General features: G+C 70.7%; 22 protein-coding genes and 1 pseudogene. 10 read left to right on the top strand and 13 right to left on the bottom strand.

From position 1 onward, the window contains the following. Window positions 1-20: 20 nt before the first annotated feature. Window positions 21-1,019 carry a D-alanyl-D-alanine carboxypeptidase family protein gene (locus tag FH610_RS03420; RefSeq protein ID WP_139572810.1) on the bottom strand — a complete coding sequence of 333 codons (999 nt, stop codon included), beginning with the start codon at window positions 1,017-1,019 and terminating at the stop codon, window positions 21-23. Window positions 1,020-1,213: 194 nt separating this feature from the next. Next, complete coding sequence (locus tag FH610_RS03415) at window positions 1,214-1,813, bottom strand: TetR/AcrR family transcriptional regulator (RefSeq protein WP_139572809.1); 600 nt, start codon at window positions 1,811-1,813, stop codon at window positions 1,214-1,216. Window positions 1,814-1,929: 116 nt separating this feature from the next. Here FH610_RS03415 and FH610_RS03410 point away from each other — a divergent pair, with 116 nt between their 5' ends. The 3 genes from FH610_RS03410 to FH610_RS03400 are packed head-to-tail and all read left to right on the top strand — an operon-like array spanning window position 1,930 to window position 5,422. Continuing rightward, on the top strand, window positions 1,930-3,153 hold the full coding sequence (locus FH610_RS03410; protein ID WP_139572808.1) for an MFS transporter: 1,224 nt from the start codon (window positions 1,930-1,932) through the stop codon (window positions 3,151-3,153). 35 nt (window positions 3,154-3,188) lie between these two features. Then, window positions 3,189-4,154 carry a glucosyl-3-phosphoglycerate synthase gene (locus tag FH610_RS03405; RefSeq protein WP_205825564.1) on the top strand — a complete coding sequence of 322 codons (966 nt, stop codon included), beginning with the start codon at window positions 3,189-3,191 and terminating at the stop codon, window positions 4,152-4,154. 56 nt (window positions 4,155-4,210) lie between these two features. Next, window positions 4,211-5,422 (top strand): acyl-CoA dehydrogenase family protein, encoded by a 1,212-nt coding sequence (locus tag FH610_RS03400; protein WP_139572806.1) that lies wholly within the window; start codon window positions 4,211-4,213, stop codon window positions 5,420-5,422. Between the two features lie 603 nt (window positions 5,423-6,025). Here FH610_RS03400 and FH610_RS03395 read toward each other — a convergent pair. Further along, entirely contained in the window at window positions 6,026-6,499 is a 474-nt protein-coding gene (locus FH610_RS03395; protein WP_139572805.1) for a hypothetical protein, read from the bottom strand. A gap of 694 nt (window positions 6,500-7,193) precedes the next feature. On the opposite strand from FH610_RS03395, the gene FH610_RS44200 reads away from it, so the two are divergent. Beyond that, window positions 7,194-7,331: a hypothetical protein gene (locus FH610_RS44200; RefSeq protein ID WP_225897465.1), complete on the top strand. Its 138-nt coding sequence runs from the start codon at window positions 7,194-7,196 to the stop codon at window positions 7,329-7,331. Window positions 7,332-7,589: 258 nt separating this feature from the next. Here FH610_RS44200 and FH610_RS03385 read toward each other — a convergent pair whose 3' ends face one another. Continuing rightward, on the bottom strand, window positions 7,590-7,793 hold the full coding sequence (locus FH610_RS03385) for a cold-shock protein (protein ID WP_139572803.1): 204 nt from the start codon (window positions 7,791-7,793) through the stop codon (window positions 7,590-7,592). A 465-nt stretch (window positions 7,794-8,258) separates the two neighbouring features. On the opposite strand from FH610_RS03385, the gene FH610_RS03380 reads away from it, so the two are divergent. Then, a complete protein-coding gene (locus FH610_RS03380) occupies window positions 8,259-8,795 on the top strand; it encodes an NUDIX hydrolase family protein (protein WP_240808729.1) in 537 nt (178 codons plus the stop codon). Window positions 8,796-8,801: 6 nt separating this feature from the next. On the opposite strand, the gene FH610_RS03375 is transcribed toward FH610_RS03380, so the two are convergent. Genes FH610_RS03375 through FH610_RS03365 form a run of 3 tightly spaced genes read right to left on the bottom strand, consistent with a single transcriptional unit; the run spans window position 8,802 to window position 10,939 of the window. Further along, the gene (locus tag FH610_RS03375) at window positions 8,802-9,785 is read right to left on the bottom strand and encodes a nucleotidyl transferase AbiEii/AbiGii toxin family protein (protein ID WP_139572802.1); all 984 of its coding nucleotides are present in this window, start codon (window positions 9,783-9,785) and stop codon (window positions 8,802-8,804) included. Next, the gene (locus FH610_RS03370) at window positions 9,782-10,471 is read right to left on the bottom strand and encodes a hypothetical protein (RefSeq protein WP_240808728.1); all 690 of its coding nucleotides are present in this window, start codon (window positions 10,469-10,471) and stop codon (window positions 9,782-9,784) included. Before FH610_RS03370 ends, FH610_RS03375 begins: the two co-directional genes overlap by 4 nt. A gap of 36 nt (window positions 10,472-10,507) precedes the next feature. Continuing rightward, window positions 10,508-10,939 carry a nuclear transport factor 2 family protein gene (locus tag FH610_RS03365; RefSeq protein WP_161627900.1) on the bottom strand — a complete coding sequence of 144 codons (432 nt, stop codon included), beginning with the start codon at window positions 10,937-10,939 and terminating at the stop codon, window positions 10,508-10,510. Window positions 10,940-11,123: 184 nt separating this feature from the next. Here FH610_RS03365 and FH610_RS44195 point away from each other — a divergent pair. Beyond that, a pseudogene (locus tag FH610_RS44195) lies at window positions 11,124-11,273 on the top strand (winged helix-turn-helix transcriptional regulator); the annotation flags it as partial. Between the two features lie 50 nt (window positions 11,274-11,323). Here FH610_RS44195 and FH610_RS03355 read toward each other — a convergent pair. Beyond that, entirely contained in the window at window positions 11,324-12,658 is a 1,335-nt protein-coding gene (locus tag FH610_RS03355) for an MFS transporter (RefSeq protein ID WP_240808727.1), read from the bottom strand. A 175-nt stretch (window positions 12,659-12,833) separates the two neighbouring features. On the opposite strand from FH610_RS03355, the gene FH610_RS03350 reads away from it, so the two are divergent. Further along, window positions 12,834-13,838 carry an ArsR/SmtB family transcription factor gene (locus FH610_RS03350; protein ID WP_139572798.1) on the top strand — a complete coding sequence of 335 codons (1,005 nt, stop codon included), beginning with the start codon at window positions 12,834-12,836 and terminating at the stop codon, window positions 13,836-13,838. On the opposite strand, the gene FH610_RS03345 is transcribed toward FH610_RS03350, so the two are convergent. Beyond that, on the bottom strand, window positions 13,827-15,059 hold the full coding sequence (locus tag FH610_RS03345) for an alkaline phosphatase (protein ID WP_205825528.1): 1,233 nt from the start codon (window positions 15,057-15,059) through the stop codon (window positions 13,827-13,829). The two genes, FH610_RS03350 and FH610_RS03345, sit on opposite strands and share 12 nt — an antisense overlap. Before the next feature lie 352 nt (window positions 15,060-15,411). Between FH610_RS03345 and FH610_RS03340 the strand changes: the two genes are divergently transcribed. The 3 genes from FH610_RS03340 to FH610_RS03330 are packed head-to-tail and all read left to right on the top strand — an operon-like array spanning window position 15,412 to window position 20,504. Beyond that, a complete protein-coding gene (locus tag FH610_RS03340) occupies window positions 15,412-16,395 on the top strand; it encodes an ABC transporter ATP-binding protein (RefSeq protein WP_139572796.1) in 984 nt (327 codons plus the stop codon). Further along, window positions 16,392-17,747, top strand: a complete 1,356-nt coding sequence (locus tag FH610_RS03335; RefSeq protein ID WP_139572795.1) for an ABC transporter permease — start codon at window positions 16,392-16,394, stop codon at window positions 17,745-17,747. Before FH610_RS03340 ends, FH610_RS03335 begins: the two co-directional genes overlap by 4 nt. A gap of 3 nt (window positions 17,748-17,750) precedes the next feature. Continuing rightward, window positions 17,751-20,504, top strand: a complete 2,754-nt coding sequence (locus FH610_RS03330; protein ID WP_139572794.1) for a bifunctional YncE/alkaline phosphatase family protein — start codon at window positions 17,751-17,753, stop codon at window positions 20,502-20,504. 137 nt (window positions 20,505-20,641) lie between these two features. Here FH610_RS03330 and FH610_RS03325 read toward each other — a convergent pair whose 3' ends face one another. The 4 genes from FH610_RS03325 to FH610_RS03310 form a co-directional block, all read right to left on the bottom strand. Further along, window positions 20,642-21,817: a glycosyltransferase family 4 protein gene (locus tag FH610_RS03325; RefSeq protein ID WP_139572793.1), complete on the bottom strand. Its 1,176-nt coding sequence runs from the start codon at window positions 21,815-21,817 to the stop codon at window positions 20,642-20,644. Then, window positions 21,814-22,701, bottom strand: a complete 888-nt coding sequence (locus FH610_RS03320) for a sulfotransferase family protein (protein ID WP_139572792.1) — start codon at window positions 22,699-22,701, stop codon at window positions 21,814-21,816. Before FH610_RS03320 ends, FH610_RS03325 begins: the two co-directional genes overlap by 4 nt. 76 nt (window positions 22,702-22,777) lie before the next feature. Continuing rightward, window positions 22,778-23,287, bottom strand: coding sequence for an HAD domain-containing protein (locus tag FH610_RS03315; protein ID WP_139572791.1), 510 nt, complete (start codon window positions 23,285-23,287; stop codon window positions 22,778-22,780). Window positions 23,288-23,410: 123 nt separating this feature from the next. Next, the coding region (locus FH610_RS03310) for a cellulose binding domain-containing protein (protein WP_205825527.1) at window positions 23,411-23,948 on the bottom strand (538 nt) is incomplete at its 5' end.

The raw sequence follows: 23,948 nt of genomic DNA, 5'->3' as shown, positions 1-23,948 counted from the left end.
CCTCGGAACGGTTGGGGCATTCACGAAGTCGGCCTTCTTTCGGGATTGAGGTATCGCAGGGCCGCCTCGATCAACTTCCTGCTCGCGACGAACGCGGCCTCCTTCTTCTCCTCGAGCGTGTCGTCGGGGTCGCCCTGGCGCAGAACCACCCCGAGGATCAGCCGGTCACGGCCCCCGGAAGTGGCACGGACGGCCCATAGCAGCGCTCCGCCCGCCGCGGTGCTGGTGCCGGTCTTGATACCGACCACCCCGGGCAGTCCGAGCAGCGCGTTGCCGTTGACGATCTCGCCCGCGATACCCGGGACGGTGGTCGTGGCGGTGGCGACGATGTCGCGCAGCACCGGGGACTTCATGGCCTGCCTGGCCAGCTTCAGCTGATCCACCGCCGTGCTGACCGTGGTGGGTTCATATCCGCTCGCCCCGGTGTAGGTGGTGTTCGTCATACCCAGCTTGGCGGCGGCCGCGTTCATCTTGCGGGCGAAGGCCTGCTCCGAGCCGGCGTCCCAGCGGGCCAGCAGACGTGCGGCGTTGTTCCCCGAGGGGATCAGCATCAGCTCGAGAAGCTGCCGCTCGGTGAAGACCTGGCCTGCGGTGATCGGCACCGTGGACTCGTCTCGGTTCCCTGACTCGACCGCCGCCTGCCAGTCGACCTGGACGGACGGGCCTGCGGCGTTCCTGCCGAGCGGGTGGTCGCGAAGAATCACCAGAGCGGTCATCACCTTGGTGACGCTCGCGATCGGCACGGGCCGCTGCTCGCCGTACACACTGAGGCTGTCTGCCTTCCCGGCGACCTCGACCGCCGCCTGCCCCGTCGACGGCCAGGGCAGAGCCCACGGCCAGGCCGAGCTGATCGATGCCGGCGCGGAGTTCGACAACCGTGGTGGCTGGTCCTGCGCGCCGGTGTAGACCAGCCAACCCCCTACGGCGAGGGCGGCGGACACGATGACGCCGAGCACCCGCGTGACCGCGGCGTACAGCCGGTCTCGGGGCCGAAAGGAGATGCTGCGTGGCTCGTCCATGCCGAACCACGATTGACGCCGCATATGCGCGCGTTGTCAGCCGCATGTCACCGTTTATCGACGGCGCCCACCGTCGGCGCGGCCGTGACACGACCATGACACGGCGCGGACGAGGAGACGCATCGAGGAGGACGTCCACGTCTGGGGGCGCCGGTCGGTTCCCGACAGTGCCGGTCATCTCTCGACGGCTGCGGTCATCTCTCGACGGCGGCGCGGACGAACGCCACGAGGTGCTCGCGCAGCGCCTCGCGTCCCTCGGGAGTCGCCGCCTCCTCACCCACCGTGATCCGGGCGAGCTGCGGCATGACGCCCGGCCACATCGCCATGCCCACCAGAGAGAACACCATCCGGGCGACGGAGACGTCCGGCTCCCGGCCGAGGCCCTCGGCGAGCGATTCGGTCTTCGACCGGCACTTGTCCACCCGGAGCTCCTGGCCGGGCAGCAGGTCGTCCTCACCTCTGTAGTGCAGCGCCTCCCACATCAGCAGGCGTACCAGGTCGGGGTGGGCGGAGTAGAAGTCGAAGAGGTTGCCGACGTACTCCGCCGGATCCTTGCCCGGCATCGCCACCGCCGCGGCGACCTCGTCGAGGGCCGACTTGATGACGGTGTCGAACAGCTTCTCCTTGCTGCCGAAGTGCCCGTAGATCCGCTCCTTGTTGACCCCGGCACGCTCGGCGATGCGGTCCACCCGGGCGCCCGCCACGCCGTACGCCGCGAACTCCGTCCGCGCGGCCTCCAGCAGGGCGGTCTTGGTGGCGGCGGTGGGGTCCTTGACGTCTTTGCGGGGCGACATCGGCTTCCTCCGTGTGCATGGGCGGACGGGGCTCAGGGGTGCGCCCTCAGCATACCCATTCTTGCCACCAACTAGTTGGTTGACAGCCAACTGGTTGGTTGGTTACTGTCCTCGCCATGAGCACATCGACTCCCGTCGTTTCCGCACCCGCCGGACCCGCTGCTCCCGCCACGCCGCGTGAGACGTACGCGCCGGTGTGGCGCACCGTGGCCGCGTTCGTGCCGGCCGGGCTACTCGCCACCGGACACCTCTACGTCGTGATCCCCCTGCTGGCCCGGATGTCGGCCGATTGGGGCGCCCCCGCCGCCGTCCTGACCTGGCTCGTCAGCGCCTTCGGCCTCGGCTACGCGGGCGGCTTCCTGCTGTTCGGCCCGCTGTCCGACCTGTACGGCAGGCGCCGCGTGATGACCTGGGGCATGGCTGCCACGGCGGTGACGACCGCGCTGGTCGCGCTGAGCCCCGGGCCCGGGGCGGCGCTCGCCCTGCGGGTGGTCGAAGGCGTCACCACCGCCGTCTTCGCCCCCACCGCGTTCGCGTACATCGCCGAGCGCGTCGAACCCCGCCGCCGGGCCGTCACGATGACCTCCGTGGTCAGCGCGCTGTTCGCCTCGGCCGTGGTCGCGCAGCTCGCCGCCAAGGTCCTCGTCGACCTGCTCGGGTGGCGGCCGGTCTTCCTGCTCGGCGGCGCCGCGTTCGCCGTCGTGACCGTGGTGCTGCGCCGGGTGATGTTGCCCGACACCGCCCGCCGTACCGGAGCGAATCCCTACGCCGTCGTCCCGGCGCTGCTGCGCGACCCGCGCCTGGTCCTGGTGTACGCCGCCACGCTGACGGTCCTCGGCGCCTTCGTCGCCCTCTACACCGCGTTGCAGCTCGAAGGCCCCGCGGGCATCGCCGGCGACCCCTCCGCGCTGCTGACGCTGCGGGCCACCGCGCTGCCGGCGATCATCGCCATCCCGTTCGCCACGCCGTACCTGGCCCGGCTCTCCCCGGCCCGCAGGGCGGCGCTGGCCCTCGGGCTCGCCGCGGTGCTCGCGCTGGTGGTCGGGCTGGCCGCCCCCGGTGTCACCGCACTGGCGGTGCTGCTTGCCGTCTTCGCCTTCGCGATCGGCGTCGCCGCCCCCGCTGTGATCGAGACCGTGGGTCTGCTGGCCGGTCCCGCGCGTGGCACGGCCGTCTCCCTGTTCACCTTCTTCCTGTTCACCGGGGCCAGCATCGGCCCGGTCGTGGCCTCGGCCGCGGCGCCGTACGGCTTCGCCGCCCTGATGTACGGCGTGGCGGGGGTGCTCGCGCTGGGAGGGGGGCTCGTGCTGATCGCCTCCTCCGGCCGCCGCATAAGGTGATGCCAGTGAACGTGGCGGACAGGGGGAGGACGGGCGTGCTGCCTGAGGTGGAGGCCTGGCTGAGTCGGCGTACCTCGTCGGCGGCCGACTGGCCGGCCCGCGCCCTGCTGTCCGCCAAGGGAGGCGCCACGATCTCGGTGGTGCTGCCCGCGAGAAACGAGGAGGAGACGGTCGGGGAGATCGTCTCCGCCGTGCGGCGCGACCTCGTCGAGGCCGTGCCGCTCGTGGACGAGCTGGTCGTGATCGACTCCCGGTCGTCGGACGACACGGCGCCCCGGGCCTTACGCGCCGGGGCGAAGGTCTTCGCGCAGGACGAGATCCTGCCCGAGCTGCACGATCCGCGCTACGACGGCAAGGGCGAGGCGCTCTGGAAGTCCCTCGCGGTGACGACCGGCGACCTGGTGGTGTTCGTCGACGCCGACCTGCGCGAGTTCCGGACCTCGTTCGTGACCGGCCTGCTGGGGCCCCTGCTGGCCGACCCCGCGGTCGGATACGTGAAGGCGTGCTACGACCGGCCCCTGCTCGGCGCGACGGAACCGAACGCCGGGGGCAGGGTCACCGAACTGGTCGCCCGGCCGCTGCTCAACCTGCACTGGCCGCTGCTCGCCGGATTCGTGCAGCCGCTCGCGGGCGAGTACGCCGGCCGCCGCGCGGTCCTGGAACGGGTGCCGTTCGTCACCGGGTACGGCGTGGAGCTGGGACTCCTCATCGACCTCCTGGACATGGTGGGGCTCGACGCGCTCGCCCAGGTCGACCTGGGCCGCCGGGTCCACTCCCACCAGTCGACGGAGGCGCTCGGCGGGATGGCCGGGCAGATCATGCACACCGCCTGGGCGCGGCTGGAGCGCCAGGACAAGATCGTTCCGTTGCACGAGCCGTCCGCGCGGCTCGTCCAGTTCGAACGCGGGCCCGCCGGGCACCGCCCGCTGACGCGGGACGTCGCCGTGGCCGAGCGCCCGCCGATGGCGACGGTCCCGCAGTACGCGTCCCGGCTGCGCTGACCACCTCCTTCCGTCAGGTGTTACCGTTGGTAACACCAAGGAGAGGAGACCCCCCGATGACCTTCTGCCCCGAGTTGAGCGATGACCTTCGCGAACTGCGCGACTGGGTCCACGAGTTCGCCCGGGACGTCATCCGCCCGGCTGGGGTGGAGTGGGACGAGCGCGAGGAGACGCCCTGGCCGGTCATCCAGGAGGCCGCCAAGATCGGGCTGTACTCGCTGGACTTCTTCGCCCAGCAGTGGTTCGAGGAGTCGGGGCTCGGCCTGCCCGTGGCGTTCGAGGAGTTGTTCTGGGGGGACGCCGGGATCGGCCTGTCGATCGTGGGCACCGGCCTCGCCGCCGCCTCCATCGCCGCGAACGGCACTCCCGAGCAGATGGGGGAGTGGCTGCCCCAGATGTTCGGCACTCCCGACGACGTCAAGCTCGGCGCGTTCTGCTCCTCGGAGCCCGACGCAGGCAGCGACGTCGGCGCGATCAGGACGCGGGCCGTCTACGACGAGGCGAAGGACGAGTGGGTCCTCAACGGCGTGAAGACCTGGGCAACCAACGGCGGCATCGCCAACGTCCACGTCATCGTGGCCACGGTCGACCCCTCCCTGGGCACCCGGGGCCAGGCGTCCTTCGTCGTCCCGCCGGGCACGCGCGGCCTGTCCCAGGGGCAGAAGTTCAAGAAGCACGGCATCCGCGCCTCGCACACCGCCGAGGTCGTCCTCGACGACGTACGGGTGCCCGGCCGGTGCCTGGTGGGCGGGAAGGAGAAGCTGGACGAGCGGCTCGCCCGGGTGCGCGCCGGCGCGCGGTCCGGCGAGCAGGCCGCGATGCGGACCTTCGAGACCACCCGCCCCCTCGTCGCCGCCATGGCCGTCGGCGTCGCCCGTGCGGCCTACGAGTACGCCCGCGACTACGCCCGGGAGCGCGAGCAGTTCGGCCGCAAGATCGGGGAGAATCAGGCGGTCGCGTTCCTGCTGGCCGACATGGCCACCCGGGTGGACGTCGCCCGACTGATGACCTGGCGGGCGGCGTGGACGGCCCGGCACGGCCGGCGGTTCGAGCAGGCCGAAGGGTCGATGAGCAAGCTGGTCGCGAGCGAGACGGCGGTCTGGACGACCGAGCAGGCCATCCAGATCCTCGGCGGGGCCGGCTACACCCGTGAGCACCCGGTCGAGCGCTTCCACCGTGACGCCAAGATTTTCACGATCTTCGAGGGCACCAGCGAGATCCAGCGCCTCATCATCGGCCGCGCCGTCACCGGCCTCCCCGTCCGCTGATTCGTACCTCACCTGCGGCCCACGTCTGGACCCCCTGTTCCGTTCCTGTTCCGCCCGAGATGGAGCGCGGACGGAACAGGCGGGGGGATTTCTGGCGAACCGGCGTCCGGGTCACGTTCGATGAGCCTGAAGGGGACTTCCGCGACGGAGAGCCTGTCGGTCCGCCGCCGGACGGTCGGTCATCCGTCGACGACCGTGATCGGCTCGCGGCTGGGCTTGTCGACGATCTTCCGCTCCGCCGGCGGTGCTTTCAGCCGGAATTCCACCTTCAGCGGGTAGCCTTCAGCTGAAGTGTATTTCTGCTGCCGGGGAAGACCGGTGTGCAGTTGTTGCGCAACTGGACCGCGATGCGCACCTGGGTGGCGGATTCCTCGGATTCCTTGTCCGTCACCTCGTAACACGAGGTGCCGTCGGCTTCAGGAGGCCCTGTAAGCATTTCCGCGACAATGGTCCGCCCGTCACCCAAGACCGTCGCACTGAGGATCTCGATCCCAGTACGGCTGTCTGCCGCAGCCCGCCAGTGATGCGATCTGGCCGACAAGAATCAGGCTTATGGCGGTCCTGTTCGGGGATGGAGGCCGGCGCATGGAGCCTCTTCATTGATCAGCCCTTAAGTAGCAGGCCCGTTCCGAGAACGACAACGACGACGGCTATTCGTATCACCCAGTGGAAGTGACGCCGGTGACTGTCTTCGATCATCCCTGCTCGCTGATAACTCTGCGCGACGGCGAGGGCTTGCATGGCGATGGTCAGGCCGATCCCGATCGAGACAACGGTCAGGGTCGCATCGGAGCGGATGATCGATTCGGCCAGAGTGTGTGACCCCGGTTTGCCGCCGGCGACCACCAGGGCCGCCATTTCGAGGACGGTGAGCACGGAAAGGAATATGGTCTGCACGGCCAGAATGAACAGGAACTGGTTGGCTAATCTGCGTCCCTGTTCCGGGGACATCTTTTTTCGCGATTCCGTGCCGACGATACGCCAGGCCTCGTAGGCGCCGCGGTATTCCACGATCACGGCAAGCAGGACCACCGGTATCACCTGCGCCAGCAGCCCTGCGTAACTGGATGTGTCCATCTATGGTTTCTTCTCCCGGTGTCCTGCCTGCGAGGGAACGGAAGCCTATCTTGCCAGATAGGGTCGACTGTCCAGGCGTGGCCGGAAGGCTGATTGAGCGACATCGGCGAACGGCCGGCTGAACACATAACCATCGTCCTTTTCCGGAGACGGCGCGGATACCGGCAATGCGTCGTCCACGCCCGGCCGCCGACCGCTTCGCGCTCTCGTGCATGCGGCGAAAGGCAGCGCATGGAGCCGTACGGGTGCCCACTATGCCTCCCGCCCCGCCGCCGCGGACGCCCCTGGAGCTGGTCCGCAACCGCCCCCTGCTCGCCGCGGAGCCTCTTGGGGACGCCCTGGCCGCCCGCTACCGCGAGATCGTGGCCGACGCGCCGGGCCCGTGCGCACCAGGCGGAAACCGTGTTCCGCCCGTCGCTCGGGCGAGTGTTTTCAGGGCTTCCCCGCAGGTCAGTGGGGTTCTGGATCGCTTCGCCGGCAGCTGCGGTGAGCTTCCTCGCGCGCCACCATAGGCCACGAAGCAGACCGCTTCCGGGACGAAGATAGCGCGTCAAGGCCATGGGTTGGTTGTGAGCGGCTCGGCGAGCAGCACATACTGGAGGCAATGAAGCCAGCCAGCGGCGCGTCCCGCCGTCACCTGCCCACAAGTCCCTTCAAGCCCCCGCCTCCCGCCCCGCCTCTCGAGCAGTTCAGTGTGAACGACCAGGTCACCCATGATCGGTACGGTCTTGGCGTGGTCTTGGAAGTAGAGGACGGGGTGGCTGTGATCGTCGATTTCCGATCACAGCAGGAACGAATCATGACCCCATACAAGAAGCTGCACAAACTCTGAGGCAGATGCGCCGTAGGGGGAGCGCCTCCCGCGAGTACGGCTCCGTCGGCGGCACGCCGGCGGGCGTTCACGCCCGGGCGTCTCTCCTCGCGGCCAGGATCTGAATCTTCATCCGCCCTCGCCGGAAGCGCACCTGCCCAGATTGGGCAGCGGCGCTTACAGGATCGACGAGGTGCAGCATGACGGAGCGTCTGCCCGGACATGAGTCGGGGCCCGCGCTCGTCGAGCGCGGACCCCGAATCACGATGCGGGCCTGGGTCAGGCGAGCACGATGTTCTCGGCCTGGGGTCCCTTCTGGCCCTGGGTGATGTCGAACGACACCTTCTGGCCCTCGTGCAGCTCGCGGTACCCGCGGGCGGCGATGTTCGAGTAGTGGGCGAAGACGTCGGGGCCGCCGCCCTCCTGCTCGATGAAGCCGAAGCCCTTTTCCGCGTTGAACCACTTCACGGTTCCGACAGCCATGTTGAATCTCCTTGAACAGGGGCCGAACCGGAATCCGCACTGCACAGATTCCGCGTCGCCGGATGAGGCCCCTCCGGAGAAGGCCGGAAAAACAAAATGCGCCTGAAGGTTACATCCCGCCAGGCGCACACAAGTTTCATGGGTACCACAACTGCAACTGCAGAGATGGTAGCACGCCCCTGAGCCGACGGACACATCTGGCGACCGGAAGGCGCAGCCGGAGGGGCTCCCGACTGCGCAGCAGCCGGGAGGCCATGAGCAACTCCGGAGCAAGCCCCCGGTTTCGCTCGCCCGCTCGGACCTCCGCATGTTGAGGACCACCGGCGGCACCGGCCGGCTTGATCCACGGTCCGCGCCTGCCGAGGTCCGGCCGTCCGGGTCTGACTCCGCGCCGGTGGCCGGAGGCCCGGCACGGGTTGCGCCGACCTGCGAACCGCCCCCCGCCTGGGCAAGTACGATCGACCCGTGACCGAAATGACCGAAACGACGCCAGGCTGGCTCGCTCCCGACGAGATCGAGTCGGTGCGGGGCCGGATGCCGATCCTCTACGTGGACGCCGTGCCGGTGCGCGTGGACGACACGGGCACCGTGACCCGCGTCGGCCTGCTGCTGCGGATCGGCGCCGACGGCACCGTGAGCCGGGCGCTGGTGTCCGGGCGGGTGTACTACCACGAGCGCATCCGCGACGCGCTCCTGCGCCATCTGGAGAAGGACCTCGGGCCGGTGGCGCTACCGAACGTGCCGGTCTCGCCGACGCCGTTCACCGTGGCGGAGTACTTCCCCACGCCTGGGGTCACGCCGTTTCACGACCCTCGCCAGCACGCGGTCTCCCTGGCGTACATCGTCCCGGTACGCGGGGACTGCCGGCCCCGGCAGGACGCGCTGGACCTGGAGTGGTTCACGCCCGAGGAGGCGGCCTCCCCGATCGTGCAGCAGGAGATGACCGGCGGCCAGGGCGTGCTGCTCAAGCAGGCGCTCGCTTACGTCGGCCGCCTGACCTGATCGGGGTCACTCCTCCGCGAAGGCGGGGCCGAGCGCCCGCGCCAGCCGTTCCAGCCAGTCGCACGCGTTCCCGGTGATGTGCGGATACTCGGCGCGGAACTCGTCCCAGTCCACCTCGTCGAGAGAACGGATCGTCTCCGGGCCGAACTCACCGGCCTCGCGCTCTCCGAGCGCGTCGCGCAGAACCCCGTGAAGGAGGTCGCGGGGAAGCGCTACGCGCTCGGCGAGCAGGACGGCGTCGTAGAGGTCCTTGCCCTGCGGGTAGCCGTCGGAGGCCAGCCAGAGCAGCTTCCACGCCAGCGACAGCTCCGGGGAGGCGGCGAGGATCGGCGTGGGCTCGCCCCCGCCTGTGCGGGGGATCAGGGCGACTTCCGGCGGAACGGGCAGGCGCTCGTTGAAGGTGAAGTCGAGCTGGACGGTTCCCGGCGGGAGGTCGCCGGCCCGCCAGGTGAACACGAGCCGCCGCCCGGGGACGCGGTCGTACGTCCAGATCTCGTCCGTCGCGATGTCGCCGGGATCGAAGGTCACCGTGCCGTCGGCCGGTCCGGCCACGGCGGCGGCGATGACGCCCTTGAACATCGCGGCGGTGAGCGGGCTGTTCATGTTCACGGTGGGCGGGACGACGACCCAGTCGAGGTCGCCCGGTTCACGCGCCTCCTCGCCGACCCACGCCTCGAGCAGCAGGCTCCCGCGCAGCACCAGGTTCTCGTTCCACGGGGACTCGGCGACGACCCGGACCAGATGATCGATCGCCCGGCGGCGAGCCCGCCGCCACCGGCGCCCCACCTCCGGGTCGTCGAAGATCGGTTCGCCGGCCCGGAACGCACGGTCGAACTGCTTCAGCGCCGGATCGAAGATCGGCGGCTGGCGGATGCCCGGCCTGTCCGTGACGGGCAGGTAGGTCGATGGGAACCACGGTGTGCCACGAGGCGGAACCGTGGTTCCCTCGGGGAGGGTGACTCCCTTGAACCGGTCCCAGCTTGACGTCATCGCTCCTCTATCCAGCCGTGGTCGATACCGGGGTTGTCGTCGTGCACGACATACTCTCGCTCGGCTTCGAGTACGGCGTAGCCGTGCCCTGCGAGATCGGACAGCAGCGCCTGGAAGCGGCGGCCGGCCGTGGCCAGCCCGACCCCTCGGCATCGCTGCGTGACGAAACGCTCGTGTGAACCGTCGTCGCGCCGCCGGCGGGCGTTCCGCGACACGTGCGCGCCGTGGACGACGGCGAGTTCGGTGAGGGGCGCCAGGTCTCCCCGGACGGCGACCTTGACGTGGTGTTCGAAGTAGAGGCCCGGCATCGCCGCGGCGGCCTCGGCGGTCTGCGGGACGTCCTCGTTCCAGGGAGCCGCCTCGATCTTGACCCGGACCACGCGGAACCCCTCGTCCCGCAACCGCTCGGCGTGGGCGGCGGCGGCCGTCCTCTGCGCGCCGAGCGTGCCCTCGCCCCGGACGGTGAGCATCGGCTGGGAACGGGCCGTCCCGCGTTCGAGCATGATGTGTGTGAACTTCACGCCGTTCTCCCGCGCCCAGGCGCCGAGCGACCCGACGTCATCCGCGGCCACCGTCAGGTGGATGTCGAAGACGCCTCTGAACTGCGGGCCGTTCATCGGCGGGCGCCGTCGAGATGCCAGGCCGTACAGGGAGGTGGTCGCGCGGGTGAGGGGATCTGACGCCATCGCGGCCCAGTCTGGCACACGGCGCCCGGCTCGGACTCAGCTATGGGGGCCGGTCGCGGCGGCCTGGCGGCGCAGTGCGTCGGCCAGTCGCTGGGTGTCCTCCAGCACTTCGTCGGAGACCATGCGTCCCCAGCGCAGGCGCACCCACTGCACGGCCTCGTTGCGGTACGCCGTGCCGTCGGCCAGCGTCGCGGCGGCGTCGAGGCGGACCACGACCGTGGTGTTCCACGGCCAGCCGCGGACGACGACGTCGCGCAGGGTCAGCCGCAGCCCCGGCAGGCGTGCGAAGAGGTCGCGGAACCACGCCTCGAACGCCTCCCTGCCACGGGCCTGGACACTCAGCGGCGTGTCCCCGGCGAAGCGGAACAGCACGTCCGGCGCCGCGATCGCGACGGCGGCCCGATAGTCGCCCGTTCCCACGCGGCGCCAGAGCCGGCGGACTCGAAGACCGGTGATCCAGTGGTACACGGCCTGCTCCCTTGCTGACGACAAGTGACTCGGACTCTAGAAGAGTCACTTGCTGTTAGCAAGGGACTAGGCTGGTGGCGTGGACAGGGAACGATTCGCCGCCATTCACTGTTCGGTCGCCCGCACCGCGGGTCTCGTCGCGGACCCGTGGACGCTGCTCATCCTGCGTGACCTGTTCCTCGGCATGACGCGGTATGAGGAACTGCGCCGCGACCTCGGCGTGGCGACCAACGTGCTCGCCGACCGGCTCGACCGGCTGGTGGAGGGCGGGCTGGCCGAGCGCCGGCCGTACGCCGAGCGGCCGGTGCGCCACGAGTACCGGCTGACCGAGGCGGGGCGGGAGTTGTACGACGTGGTGCTGGCGCTGCTGGCCTGGGGAGACCGTCATCTGGCCGACCAGGGGCCGCCGCTGCGACTGGTGCACACCGGCTGCGGAGCGCCGGTCGTGCCGACGATGACCTGCGACCGTTGCGGGGGAGAGCTCACCCCCGACACCGTCGTGGCCGCACCCGGGCCGGGGGGCCGAACCGCTCCTGGGACCGCTCTGGTCGCCCGCTTCCTCGCACATCCCTGACGCCGGTAACCGCGGAGGTGGCGGGTCAGGGCGACCGCGGCGAGCAGGCCGGCGAGCGCGCACACGCCCCGCCAGCCGGCCGCGTTCCAGACGCGGACCCCGAGCCAGGACCCCGCGCTGCCGCCGAGGTAGGCGCAGGTCATGTAGGCGGTGTTGAGCCTGCCGCGGGCGTCGGGGCGCAGGGCGTAGACCCGGGCCTGGTTGGCGACCATGCCGCACTGCATCGCGACGTCGAGCAGCAGCGTGCCGAGGGTCAGCGCGGCCAGGCCCGCCGTGCCGCCGAGCGACCCGGCGGTGAGGACCGCCGCCGAGACCAGGACCCCGAGCATGCAGACGAGGTTCACCGGATCCGGCCCGACGCGGTCCACCAGGCGGCCGGCGACGGGAGTGCACAGCATGGTCGCCGCGCCGACCAGGGCGAGCATCCCGACGGCCTGGGTGCCCAGCCCGTACGCCGGGCCGGTGAGCAGGAGCGCCAGGCAGGTCCAGACGGCCGAGAACCCGGCGAAGACGGCCGCCTGATAGAGGCAGGAGCGGCGCAGCTCGGGCCCGGCGCGCAGCAGGCGCAGCGGTTCGGCCAGGAGCGCCGGGTAACGCCGGCGGGTGGACGGGGCCGTGACCGGCACCGTGACGGCCAGGCCTGCCGCGAGGAGCAGCGCCAGGGCCGCGGCGACGAGGTACGGAGCCCGCCAGCCCAGCCATTCGCCGAGGGTTCCGCTGAAGGTGCGGGCCAGCAGCATGCCGCCGGTCGATCCGCTCAGCAGCGTGCCGAGCACCGCTCCCCGGCGGTCGGCCGCCACAAGACCGGCCGCCAGTGGGCCGACGACCTGCGCGGCCACGGTGGCGAGACCGACCAGGGCGCTGGCGGCGACGAGCGGCGGCAGGGCCGGCGCGCAGCCCGCGGCGAGCAGGGCCAGGGCGGTGAGGGCGAGCAGGGTCACCAGGAACGGGCGGTGCGGCAAACGGTCGCCGAGCGGCACCAGCAGGACGATCCCGGCGGTGTAACCGGCCTGGGTGGCGGTCACCACCAGGGCGCCCGCGTCGGGGGGCAGGTGCAGCCCGGCGGCGACCAGCGGCCCGATCGCCTGCGGGAAGTAGATGTTGCCCACGGCCACCGCGCAGGTGAGGGTCAGGATCGCGAGCATCCGGCGGCTCATGTCCCGCCCACCGGCCCGCCGGTGACCATCTCATCGGGGACGCGGCGCTGTCCGGTCATGTCGCTCACGACGACGGCCGTGGGCCGATCGAGGAGTGCGTCGGTCATGGACCGAAGTCCACGCCACGGGCGTTCCGCCGCCAATCGATGTAGCGTACGGCTTAATGATCAGTTTTGTGCTCGGCGTCGAGGATCTCGCGGACACGAGGTTCGCCCTCTCGCCCCTGACCGAGACGGTGCTCAGCCTGCGCGTGCTGCGCGACCCGGGCCTGTCCGCGGTGCATCTCCCGTGGCGCAGATCTGTCGTCGGGCGGCTCGGCACGCTCGACACGGACCTGCTGATGTCCCTGGTGGCGGAGAGGTTCACCCTTCCCGACTTCCTGACCCCGAGACCCGAGACCTTCGCCCCGGACTTCGAGGAGGAGCTGGCGGTGGTCCGCCGGACCCCACCCGGTCTGGTCCGCCGCGACCTGGCGGCCACGCACGCGCCGGCTCCGCTCCCCGGGCCGCTGCGCGACGCCGCCACCACCGACGACGCGCCGGTCGTACGGCTCCGGGACGCCGTCTGCGATCTCCTGGGACGCTACTGGGAGATCGCGGTCAGGCCGTTGTGGCCGCAGATGCGGCTGGTGCTGGAGGCCGACATGACCTACCGGGCGCGGCAACTGGCCGTGGGAGGCGCCCGCCTGCTGTTCGCGGGCATGCACCCGAACCTGCGCTGGGACGACGGCGTGCTGCACGTCGACAAGATGATCGGCAGCTTCCGCGTCGCGGCGGCCGGCCGGGGACTGCTGCTCGTGCCCTCCGTGTTCGCGCACAAGCCCGCACCCCCGGTCGTCCCGGAGGAGCCTCCTACGCTGGTCTATCCCAGCCGCGGCGTGGCGACGCTCTGGGCCCCGGCGCCCGTCGCGGACCAGACCGCTCTCGTGGCGCTTCTCGGCGCGCCGAGGGCGAGGCTGCTCGGCCTCCTCGGCGAGCCGCTGCCCACCGTCGAGATCGCCCGCCGTCTCAGGGTCACCCCGAGCGCCGTGTCCCAGCACCTGCGCGTGCTGTACGCCTCGGGCCTGGTCACCCGGGCCCGCGACGGACGGCAGGTGCTGTACCGGCGCAGCTCCCTGGGCGACAGGCTGGCCGACGCCGGCGCGACGAGCGGTCGTTCAGCGACGTGAGGTCAGCACCTGTGAGAGGACCTCGTGCACGTAGGTGTTGGGGTGCTTGCCGGTGAAGAGGGTGGAGAGGGGCCCCTGGGCCGTAACCGGCACGTCCACGCCGGTGTGCCCGGTGGTGGTCCAGTCCATGACGAACTTGAGGCCGCTGCCGTGGACCGGGAACGGACCGTCCTCGGTCGACAGGTCGCTGCCGCTCTCGTCGCTGCCTGAGGTGTCTTCCACGGTGAGACCGCCACAGTCGTGGTCACCCGTGACGACGAGAAGCGTGTCGGGGTGCGCGGCCACATACGCCCTGGCGACCTGGACGGCCTTCTCCAGGGATTCCACGGCCTGGAGCACGCGGGCGCCGTTGTTCTCGTGCGCGAACTCGTCGACACCCTCCTCTTCGACGAAGAGGAAGAAGCCCTTCTTGTTCGTGCTGAGGGTGTCCAGGGCCTTCCTGGTCATGGTGGCCAGGTCCACGGCCGGAGCGTAGACGTCACCCTGGCCTTCGGGCCTCTGCTGGAACATCTCCTCGTTGCCGAACAGGCCCAGCAGCTTCCCCCGCTTCGCCCGGGCGAGCTCCTGAGCGGTGGAGACGTACTGGTAGCCGGCGCTCTCGGCCTGGTCGATCAGGTTGCCCTTGGTCCCCTTGCTGGCCTCGCTCGGATCCTCGGCGGGCTTGTCCGGCCACGCGCCGGGCGTACCTGCCGGGAGCCACCAGTCCTCGCCGCCGCCGAGGATGACGTCCGGCTTGCTGACCGCCAGGTACTGCCGCGCGATCTCGTCCTGAGCGGAGCGGTTGGCGGTCTGGGAGAACCACGCGGCAGGGCTGGCGTCGGTCACCTGAGCCGTGGTGACGAGGCCGGTGGACTTGCCCGCCGCCTTGGCCTGCATGCCCAGGATCGGCAGAGGCTTGCCGTTGACGTCCACGCTGATGGCGCCGTTGTAGGTCTTGGTCCCCGTCGCCCAGGCGGTAGCCGCGGCGGCGGAGTCGGTGATGGCCGTCGCGGGGTCGTGCGGACTGGTGCTCAACTGCCCGGAGACCGGAAGCTTGTCCATGGTGAGCTGTCCGTCGAGACCAGTCAGGTACAGCCTCGCGGCTTCACGATGAGCCGCGGACATGCCGTCACCGTTGACGAAGATCACGCTGCGTGCCCGGCCACCGCCGTGGTCGGGGGTGGAGGCGTTCGCGGACAGGACAGGATTGAGAACCGCGCCGACGACCGCTGTCGTTGCCACAGCCGTCGTAGGTACGAGCAGCCGCAGCAGTCGCTTGCGGGAGGAAAGCATGTAAAACCCCCGTGGGAACGTGCTGGCAAGACGGGGATATTACGGGCAGAAGGCCACGCTGGGGTGAACATGGCTTGGCGATACCTTTAACCAGGCCGGGCCAAGTCTCGCCTGAGACTCTTGAGGGCATCGTCGCGTAATCGGCGTGCAGGTACAGCTGAGCGCTCCGCGGAGGCGGGGCGCTGATCATCTGTCTGTTCACGCGGCATAAATCCTTCGTTGTCGTGACGCACACCTTGCCGCGTCCTTAGCGCGGCTAACTTTCTCGCTGCCGGTTGCCTGCTGCCGAGGAAGGACAGGGATGCGAAAAAGCGAGACGCACAGGAGCCCCGCGGTCCGGGCTCGCGAGATCACGAAGTCCTTCGGTGATGTCGCCGCGCTCGACGGCGTCGACCTCGACGTGGCGCGCGGGCAGGTGCACGGTCTGGTCGGCCCGAACGGCGCGGGCAAGACGACGCTCCTCGGTCTGCTGCTGGGCCTGGCGGTCGCGGACGGCGGGCGCCTTGAGATCCTGGGCACACCGGTCGGGCGGACGCTCGCCGTCCCCGACGGCGTCGCGGGCTTCGTGGACGGACCCGGGCTCTATCCCTCGCTCACCGCGCGCCAGAACCTCTCGGCCCTGGCCTCACTGGGCCGGTATGACACCGGTAGCGCCACCGGCGTCGACGACGCGCTGGAGCAGGTCGGGCTCACCGACGTCGCCGACGACCGTGTCCGGGGCTTCTCGCTGGGGATGCGTCAGCGGCTCGGGCTGGCCGCCGCGCTGCTCACCAAGCCGCGACTGCTCGTTCTCGACGAGCCGGCCAACGGCCTGGACCCCGCGGGCAAGCACCACGTGCACCGCGTCATCACCGGACTCGCCGCGGACGGGACCGCGGTGGTCCTCTCCAGCCACCGGATGGACGACCTCGCCGCGCTGTGCGCCGAGGTGACCATCCTCGCCACCGGGCGGGTCGTCTTCTCCGGGCCGGTGAGCAAGCTCGCCGCCGAGAGCGGCGAACTCGACTACCGGCTGCTCACCTCCGACTCGGAGGCCGCCCACCGGCTGGCGTCGCAGACGCCCGGGCTCCGCGTCGCGCCCGGCGGCGACCCCGCTCGGCGACCGGACGCCGGCGTACTCGTGGTCCGCGGGCCCGTGCCGGCCATCGACGAGCTGGTCGTACGGCTGGTGCGAGCCGGCGTGGCGCTCCGGGAGCTGGCGCCCGTGGTGACGCCGCTCGAGGCCGCGTTCCTCAGCCTGACCGGGACCGTACCCGCGCACACCGACCAGGAGGACCCGCGATGACCGCGACCGCCACCCGACCCCGGGTCGGCGCCCGGCCGGCGCCCGTACTGCCCGGCTATCGGTTCGAGTTGGTCAAGCTGCTCTCCCAGTGGCGCATCCGCCTGCTGCTGCTCGCCTGCTGGATCGCCCCGGCGGCCTTCGTGGCCGCCGTGAGCCTGCAGAGCTCGCTGCCCGCCGACACGGTCTTCGGCCGCTGGATGAACGCGACCGGCTGGGCGGGAGCGCTGGTCGTACTGGACTTCTCGTGCAGCTGGGCGCTCCCGCTGCTGACGGCGCTGGTCGCCGGCGACGTCTTCGCGGCCGAGGACCGGCTGGGCACCTGGCGCCACCTCCTCGTGGCGGTCCGCTCACCGAGGCGGATCTTCGTGGCGAAGGCTCTCGCCAGCCTGACCGTGCTCCTGCTGCTGGTGGCCGGGCTGGCCGCGTCGGGGGTGGCGGGGGGCCTGGTCGCGGTCGGCAACCGGCCGCTCGCCGGCTTGGACGGCCATCTCCTCGCCCCGGCGGACGCCGCCGCCGCGGTTCTGCTCGCCTGGGTGTGCGTGCTGGCGCCGACGCTGGCGTTCGCCGCCGTCGGGCTCCTCGGCTCGGTCGCCCTGGGCCGCTCGCCGATGGGGCTGCTGATGCCCGCACTGCTCGCCTTGGTGCTGCAGCTCGCGCAGCTGCTCCCGCTGCCGGTGGCGGTGCGGACGGCCCTGCCGAGCAGCGCCTTCCTCGCCTGGCGCGGGCTCTTCACCAGCCCGGCGCAGGCGGGCCCCCTCCTCATCGGTCTCGCGGTGAGCCTGCTGTGGGCGGTCACCGCCACCGCGCTGGCCTACCGGCTGTTCCTGCGCCGCGACTTCACCGACCTGACGTACGACGGGTCGGGCCGGCGGGTTGCCGTGGCGGGGGCCCTGCCGCTGGCCGCACTGGTCGTCCTCACCGTGGGCGTGATCGCCGTCGCGACCCCGGCCACGGGCTCGGGGATCGAGAAGGGGAAGTTGCAGGACTCGCTCGCCACGGCGTACGCCCACCTCTACCGGCTGCAGACACAGCAGCTTCACCGCCCCGCCGTCACCGAGGCCCAGCTGGGCGCCACCGCGTCCTGCGACAAGGGCGACTCACGGGTCGCCGACGAGGGACCGGGCAACGACTGGCGGTGCGTCGTGTCCTGGCGCCTCCCCGGCGCGACCGCCGTGGGCAGCGCCATCTACCAGCTCGACGTCACCGCCGACGGGCGGTACGTCGCCGACGGTGACGGACCCAAGGAGGTCAACGGCTACTTCCAGGTGCGTACTCCGACGGGAGACGCGCCGAACCCCCTGTGGCAGTTCGACGGGAACGTCGACCTGCTCGCAAGCACCCCGAAGGAATGATTCATGCACGTCACGCGCCAGCGCGTCGCCAAGGTCCGGACCGGGCTCCTCGACGGGCGCACCGGCCGGCGGACCCGCCTCCTCGCGGCCGCCACCGCAACTCTCGTCGTCGCGGGCGGGGGCATCGCCTACGCGTCCACCGACGTCTTCGGCACCGACCAGGTCGGCCAGACCACCGACAAGGGCCTGGTCGTCTCCGCCGACCAGTACATCAAGCCCATCGGCGAGCGTCTCGTCATCGACAACGGCAAGATCATGTCGTCCTCGGTCAGCCCGGACGGCACCCACCTCGCGGCCTCGGTCGCCGACGGCGGCATGGCGCTCGTCGTCGTCGACCTGAAGAACTGGACGGTGCAGCAGCTCGTCGGCAACAACGCGGCGGCGAACCTGCGCATCAGCGGCAACGACGTGGGCCAGGAAGGTCCCACGTACTCACCGGACGGTTCGCAGCTGTGGCTGGGCCGGGCCGACATGTTCACCAAGTTCACCGTGAACCCGGACGGCTCCCTCGCCAACCCGGTCAACATCGCCATCGCCGCGCAGGGCTCTAAGCGCGCGCTCGTGGGTGAGCCGGTGTTCTCCGCCGACGGCAAGACCGTGTACGTCGCCGTCAACGGCCAGAACCGGGTGATCGCCATGGACGCGGCGACCGGGGCCATCCAGCAGAGCTGGGCCGTGGGCAACGCCCCGCGTGACATGGTCATGGTCGGGACCAAGCTCTACGTCGGCAACGAGGGCGGACGTCCGGCGAAGCCCGGCGAGACGACGATCAACTCCTACGGCACCCAGGTGCCGGCCGACCCGAACACCGGCGCCACCACCACCGGCACGGTCAGCGTCATCGACCTGGGGAACCCGGCCGCCGCCGCCGCGAGCATCGACGTCGGGCTGCACCCGACCGCCCTGTACGCCAAGAACGGGGCGCTGTTCGTCACCGACACCGCCACCGACGACGTGTCGGTCATCGACACCTCCAGCGACAAGGTCGTCCAGACCATCGCCACCCAGCCGTGGCCGGAGGCCTCGGTGGGCTACGAGCCCGACGCGGTGACGCTCACCGACGACGGCCACCTGCTGGTGACGCTCGGCCGCGCCAACGCGGTCGCCGTCTACCGCTACACGACGCCGCAGGAGCCGGTGAGCTACGTCGGCCTGCTCCCGACGGACTACTTCCCCGCCGAGATCACCACGATCGGCGACCAAGTACTGGTCTCCAACACCCGTGGCATCGACGCCCGCCGTCCCACCACCGCCGCCGGGCACGGCACCCACGACACGACGTCGAGCTTGCAGCGGTTCACGCTGCCGGACGACAGGGAGATCGCCAAGTACACGGCCCGGGTGTTCGCACAGAACGGCTGGGGCAAGAACGACGTCAAGAAGGCCGAAGGCAACAAGCAGAAGGCCGTCGCGGTTCCGAAGCGTCTCGGCGACCCCTCGACGATCAAGCACGTCTTCCTGATCGTCAAGGAGAACCGGACCTACGACCAGGTCCTCGGTGACATTCCGCAGGGCAACGGCGACCCGTCGCTGGCCCAGTACGGCGAGAACGTGACGCCGAACCAGCACGCGCTGGCCCGTCAGTTCGGGCTGTACGACAACACCTACGACATCGGCACTAACTCGGCCGAGGGCCACAACTGGCTGATGCAGGCCGACAACCCGGAGTACACCGAGTCCTCGGCCGGTCAGTACCTGCGCAGCTACGACACCGAGGACGACGCCCTCGGCCACCAGCGGACCGGCTTCATCTGGAGCGGTGCGCAGGCGGCGGGCAAGACCGTGCGGAACTTCGGCGAGTTCCACCAGTTCCTGACCAAGCCGTCCGGCGCCACCTGGCAGAACCTGTACTGCGACACCAAGAACATGCAGGCGACCGGCCAGGACACCGCCTACACCCTGAACTCGTCCTCGCCGATCCCGTCGCTCGACGACGTGTCGGTGCACGGCTTCCCGAAGTTCGACACCAGCGTCCCGGACATCTACCGGTACGAGATCTGGAAGCGGGACTTCGAGGCCAACGGGCCGGCCAACCTGAACATGTTCTGGCTGTCCAGCGACCACACCGGCGGTCCGGTGAACGGGGCCGCCCAGGTCGCCGACAACGACCTGGCCGTGGGCAAGATCGTGGACAAGATCTCGCACAGCGAGTACTGGAAGGACTCGGCGATCTTCGTCGTCGAGGACGACTCCCAGAACGGTCTCGACCACGTCGACGGCCACCGTGCCCCGATCCAGATCATCAGCCCCTGGGCCAAGCACGGCACCGTGGACAGCCGCTACTACACGCAGATCACCATGATCCGCACCATCGAGCAGATCCTCGGGATCCAGCCGATGAACCAGAAGGACAGCGCCGCCACCCCGATGGCGGCGGTTTTCACCAACAAGCCCGACTACACGCCGTTCACCGCCCTGCCGAACCGCACGTCCCTGACGCTGGGCCTGTCGGGCTCCAACCTGCCGTCCTGCGGTGCGGACACCCCGGCGCCGCAGAACCCGGCCGCGGCGGCGGCGCCGTCGGCGAAGGTGCCCGCGGACAAGCAGGAGACCGCGAAGAAGTGGGGCGCCTGGAAGTCGCACCAGGCGTTCAATGGGCCCAACGCCAGGGCCGACTCCGGGAACCCGGAGCAGATGAACCGCTTCTCGTGGTACGAGGCGCACGACTACAAGAAGCCCTACCCGGGTGACGGCGAGATCTACGCGCCGGACCAGGTGCCGGGCGCCTACATCCCGTCGTCGGACAACGACGGCTGACGCAGGCCGATCAGACGGAAGGGCCCTTGACCGGCGTCACCGCCGGCCAGGGGCCTCTTCTGTTCCCCACGCGGGTGGCAGGCCCAGCCGCTTCCCTCGGCGACAGGCCGGCCGGGACCGCGTCCGCGTGAGCCGGGTCACCGCCGTGACCGCGCGTCGCTGCCCGTCTTGGCCCCCAGGAGTTCGGTGAACAGGTTCTCCCACAGCGGCATGACGTTCTCCGGCGCGTACTCCCTGGCGGTGGCCGCGGCGGCGGCGCCCATGCGCAGCCGCAGGTCGCGGTCGGCGATGAGCCGGTTCATGGCCGCGGCGAGGGCGTCCACGTCCTCGCAGGGCACCAGGACGCCGTCGGTCCCGTCGGTGAGCACGTCACCGGGGCCGGTCGGGCAGTCGAAGGCCACGATCGGCAGCGCGTGGGTCATCGCCTCGATCATGACCATCGGCAGGCCCTCGAAACGGCTGCTGAGCGCGTAGATCGAGGCCCGGGCGAGCTCGTCGTCGAGGCGGTTGGTCCGGCCCATCAACGTCACGTGCCCGGACAGGCCGTGCTCGCCGATCAGCGCCCGCAGGGCGGCCTTCCTCGGGCCGGTGCCGAAGACGCGCAGGCGCCACTCCGGATGTTCCTTCACCACCTGGGCGAACGCCGGCAGCAGCAGGTCGAAGCCCTTCTGCCTGACCAGGCGTCCGGCGGCGACCACGACGGGGTGCTCCTGCCGGGACGGCGTCTGGTTCACCGAGTGCACCGCGTTCGGGATCCGCACGATCCTCGTGCCGGGCAGCGCCTGCTCGTACTCGCGCCGGTCGCTGGCCGTCAGCACGGCGACCGCGTCGAACCCGCCGTAGTGCCGGACGATCTCCTCGCGCAGTGGGCCGGGATAGGTGCCGAGGTTCATGTGCTCCTGCGCCACCCGCACGACGTTCTCGGAGGCGCGGCGTGCGGAGATGAGGTTCAGCGCCGGGCGCGTGGTGACGAGGACCCCGTCGTCCACCGAGGTGACGTAGTCGATGACCGCCTTCTCGACGCGCTCGGTGAAGTAGCCCGCGGCGAACTCGCCGTACGGCACGATCTTGCCGCGCAGCCGCCGCCACACGCGCCGGCCGAGGGAGTCGGCCTGCACGCCGGTCCGCTGGTCCACCAGCGTGGTGAGCGTGACGTCGGGATGCAGCCGGAACTGCGGCTCCTCACGGCGGCGCACCACACTGACGATCTCGACCTCGTGGCCCAGCGTGGCCATCGCGTTCGCCTGGTTGACCACGGTGCGGATCGTGCCGCCCATGCCGTAGGCGTGCAGGAGCATGTAACGGATCCTCATCGGCCCTCCTCCTTGGGGAGGTAGCCCCAGCTGCGGCAGATGGGTTTGAGCAGGTCGGGTATCTGGTCCGGCCCGGGCAGGTCGCGTCCCGGTTGCACCGCGCCCGACCGGATCTTGTCGCTCCAGTCGCCCAGGCCCTTCTGCACCACCTTCTGCTCGCCGTACGCCAGCATGCCGGGCTCCCACTCCACCTCGAGAAAGGCGCAGATGGCGCGGGTCGTCTTCTCCGGCTCGCCGGTCAGATCCTCATAACGCACGGTCAGGCCGGTGAGCGCCTTCCTGGCCCGCTGCACCGCCTTCATGTAACGCAGCGCGTCGGAGGCGGCCTCCTCCCGGGTGCGCCTGACGGGGTCGGCCTCATACCAGGAGTCGGCGATGGACGCGGGGTGCCGCAGCAGGAAGACGTATCGGGCGTCGGGCCAGCAGGCGGAGATCCGGGCGTACGCGAAGGCGTTGGCGGGAGTCTTGTCCACGATGGTCCGCTTGCCGCTCCGCACCAGTTCCCGGTGGAGCACCCGGTCCCACAGCATGTGCTCCAGGTCGGCCTGGTTGTGGCCGAGCGCCTCCATGGCCTTGCGGGCCAGCGGCGTGCCGAAGCCGACGGTCAGCCGCCTGACGTGCAGCTCATGCGGGGCGTGGAGTTCGGGGTGCGCGTTCAGGATCGACCGCAGCAGGGTGGAGCCCGACCGCACCGGGGACATGATGAACACCGGCGCGACCAGAAGGCGATCGGCGCGAGGGTCGGCGGGAGGACGCACCATTTCCTCCGGCGCCGGAGCCGGGGCGGAGCCCGCGGGCGACGACTGGGCGGCGGGCCGGACACGGGTGAGCTGGACTCCTGTGAACTTGACGAGTGCGCCGTTGATCCTCCGCTGCCATGTCATGGCCCGCGAGATTACCGGGGCTTCCGGGGAAAACCCTGAGAATCCACCCCCTGCCCACCTGTGACTCCGCCTTGTCTCACCAGCTGGCTTGCGGCCTCCGCGCGGTCAGCCACCGGCGGGCCGCGTCCAGGTGGGCGTCGCCGAGCCCGTCTCTGGGGTCGACGGCCACGACCAGGAACTCCCCGACGCCCGGATGGCCGTGCAGGAACTCCAGATCGGCCGGACCGAGATCGTCGTCGAACCACACGAACGGCCGGCCCCGGACGTACTCGGCGACGTGCCAGGTCTTGAGGTTCACGCCGGGCGGGCGGGGAGGGTCGCCGTCGATCGGGATCACCGGCAGCGGGGGCAGCCCGATCCTGGGGCCGATCTCCTCGTTGGCGCGCTCGCCCCAGGTCGTCGCCCAGGTCAGCGCTGCGCCGGTCTCCCGGCGCAGCGCGGTCAGCTTGGCGCCGTGCCGGGGATCGAGCAGCAGGCGGAACCACTCGCCCTCCGCCACGCACTCGAAGCGGCGGAAGCGCGGAGAGGAGCGCCGAATGGGGTTGAGCACCCCGTCGACGTCCAGCAGCAGCAGAGTCCCGTCCATCACGGCCATCATCCCGCCGCCGGCATCCGCTCCTCCACCCCCGAATCCGCAGGTATGACAACGCGAAACCGGATCCGGCCGGACATCGTCCGAACCGGATCCGGTTTCGTCAGGGGTGAGGGGTCAGCTGCAGGTGACCGACGGAGTGGCCGCGGTGCCGTTGGCGGTGAAGCCGAGGGTGGTGGACGAGCCGGCCGCGATGGAGCCGTTGTAGGGGGCGTTGCGGACCGTCACGGAGGAGCCGGACACGCTCTGCGTGCCGTTCCACAGGCTGCTGATGGTCTGCCCGCCGGGCCAGGTCCAGTTCACGGTCCAGCCGTTGACCGGCGAGCTGCCGGCGCTGACCGTGACCTCGGACTGGAAGCCGCCGGGCCAGGAGTTGATCGTACGCATCGTCGCGCTGCACCCGCCGGGCTGCGGCGAGGTACCGGGCGACGGGCTGACCGGAGGAGTCGGGCTGGGGCTTACCGGCGGGGTCGGGCTGGCGCTCGGGCTGACCGGCGGGGTGGGGCTGGGCGAGGTGTTGGGAGCGCTGTTGAGGGCGTTGAGGACGGCGGTGTAGGCGGGCTTCTTGTTGCCGTTGCCGTCGAACAGCAGCGGGGTCTGGCTGGAGCGCCAGGAGTCGCTGTCGCGCACGCCCCACGTGGTGATGCCGACGCAG

The sequence above is a fragment of the Microbispora catharanthi genome (assembly GCF_006334915.2).
In the GTDB taxonomy this organism is placed as follows: domain Bacteria; phylum Actinomycetota; class Actinomycetes; order Streptosporangiales; family Streptosporangiaceae; genus Microbispora; species Microbispora catharanthi.
The sequence above is the reverse complement of the archived record's forward strand: the minus strand, read 5'-3'. Positions and strand labels throughout refer to the sequence as shown.

Coding starts and splice junctions, on each gene's coding strand:
- FH610_RS03320 (WP_139572792.1), bottom strand. CDS start 22,701: ATGACATGGCAGCGGAGGATCAACGGCGCACTCGTCAAGTTCACAGGA.
- FH610_RS03400 (WP_139572806.1), top strand. CDS start 4,211: ATGACCTTCTGCCCCGAGTTGAGCGATGACCTTCGCGAACTGCGCGAC.
- FH610_RS03325 (WP_139572793.1), bottom strand. CDS start 21,817: ATGAGGATCCGTTACATGCTCCTGCACGCCTACGGCATGGGCGGCACG.
- FH610_RS03370 (WP_240808728.1), bottom strand. CDS start 10,471: ATGGCGTCAGATCCCCTCACCCGCGCGACCACCTCCCTGTACGGCCTG.
- FH610_RS03385 (WP_139572803.1), bottom strand. CDS start 7,793: ATGGCTGTCGGAACCGTGAAGTGGTTCAACGCGGAAAAGGGCTTCGGC.
- FH610_RS03415 (WP_139572809.1), bottom strand. CDS start 1,813: ATGTCGCCCCGCAAAGACGTCAAGGACCCCACCGCCGCCACCAAGACC.
- FH610_RS03340 (WP_139572796.1), top strand. CDS start 15,412: ATGCGAAAAAGCGAGACGCACAGGAGCCCCGCGGTCCGGGCTCGCGAG.
- FH610_RS03410 (WP_139572808.1), top strand. CDS start 1,930: ATGAGCACATCGACTCCCGTCGTTTCCGCACCCGCCGGACCCGCTGCT.
- FH610_RS03335 (WP_139572795.1), top strand. CDS start 16,392: ATGACCGCGACCGCCACCCGACCCCGGGTCGGCGCCCGGCCGGCGCCC.
- FH610_RS03355 (WP_240808727.1), bottom strand. CDS start 12,658: ATGCTCGCGATCCTGACCCTCACCTGCGCGGTGGCCGTGGGCAACATC.
- FH610_RS03420 (WP_139572810.1), bottom strand. CDS start 1,019: ATGGACGAGCCACGCAGCATCTCCTTTCGGCCCCGAGACCGGCTGTAC.
- FH610_RS03315 (WP_139572791.1), bottom strand. CDS start 23,287: ATGGACGGGACTCTGCTGCTGCTGGACGTCGACGGGGTGCTCAACCCC.
- FH610_RS03395 (WP_139572805.1), bottom strand. CDS start 6,499: ATGGACACATCCAGTTACGCAGGGCTGCTGGCGCAGGTGATACCGGTG.
- FH610_RS03350 (WP_139572798.1), top strand. CDS start 12,834: ATGATCAGTTTTGTGCTCGGCGTCGAGGATCTCGCGGACACGAGGTTC.
- FH610_RS03375 (WP_139572802.1), bottom strand. CDS start 9,785: ATGACGTCAAGCTGGGACCGGTTCAAGGGAGTCACCCTCCCCGAGGGA.
- FH610_RS03330 (WP_139572794.1), top strand. CDS start 17,751: ATGCACGTCACGCGCCAGCGCGTCGCCAAGGTCCGGACCGGGCTCCTC.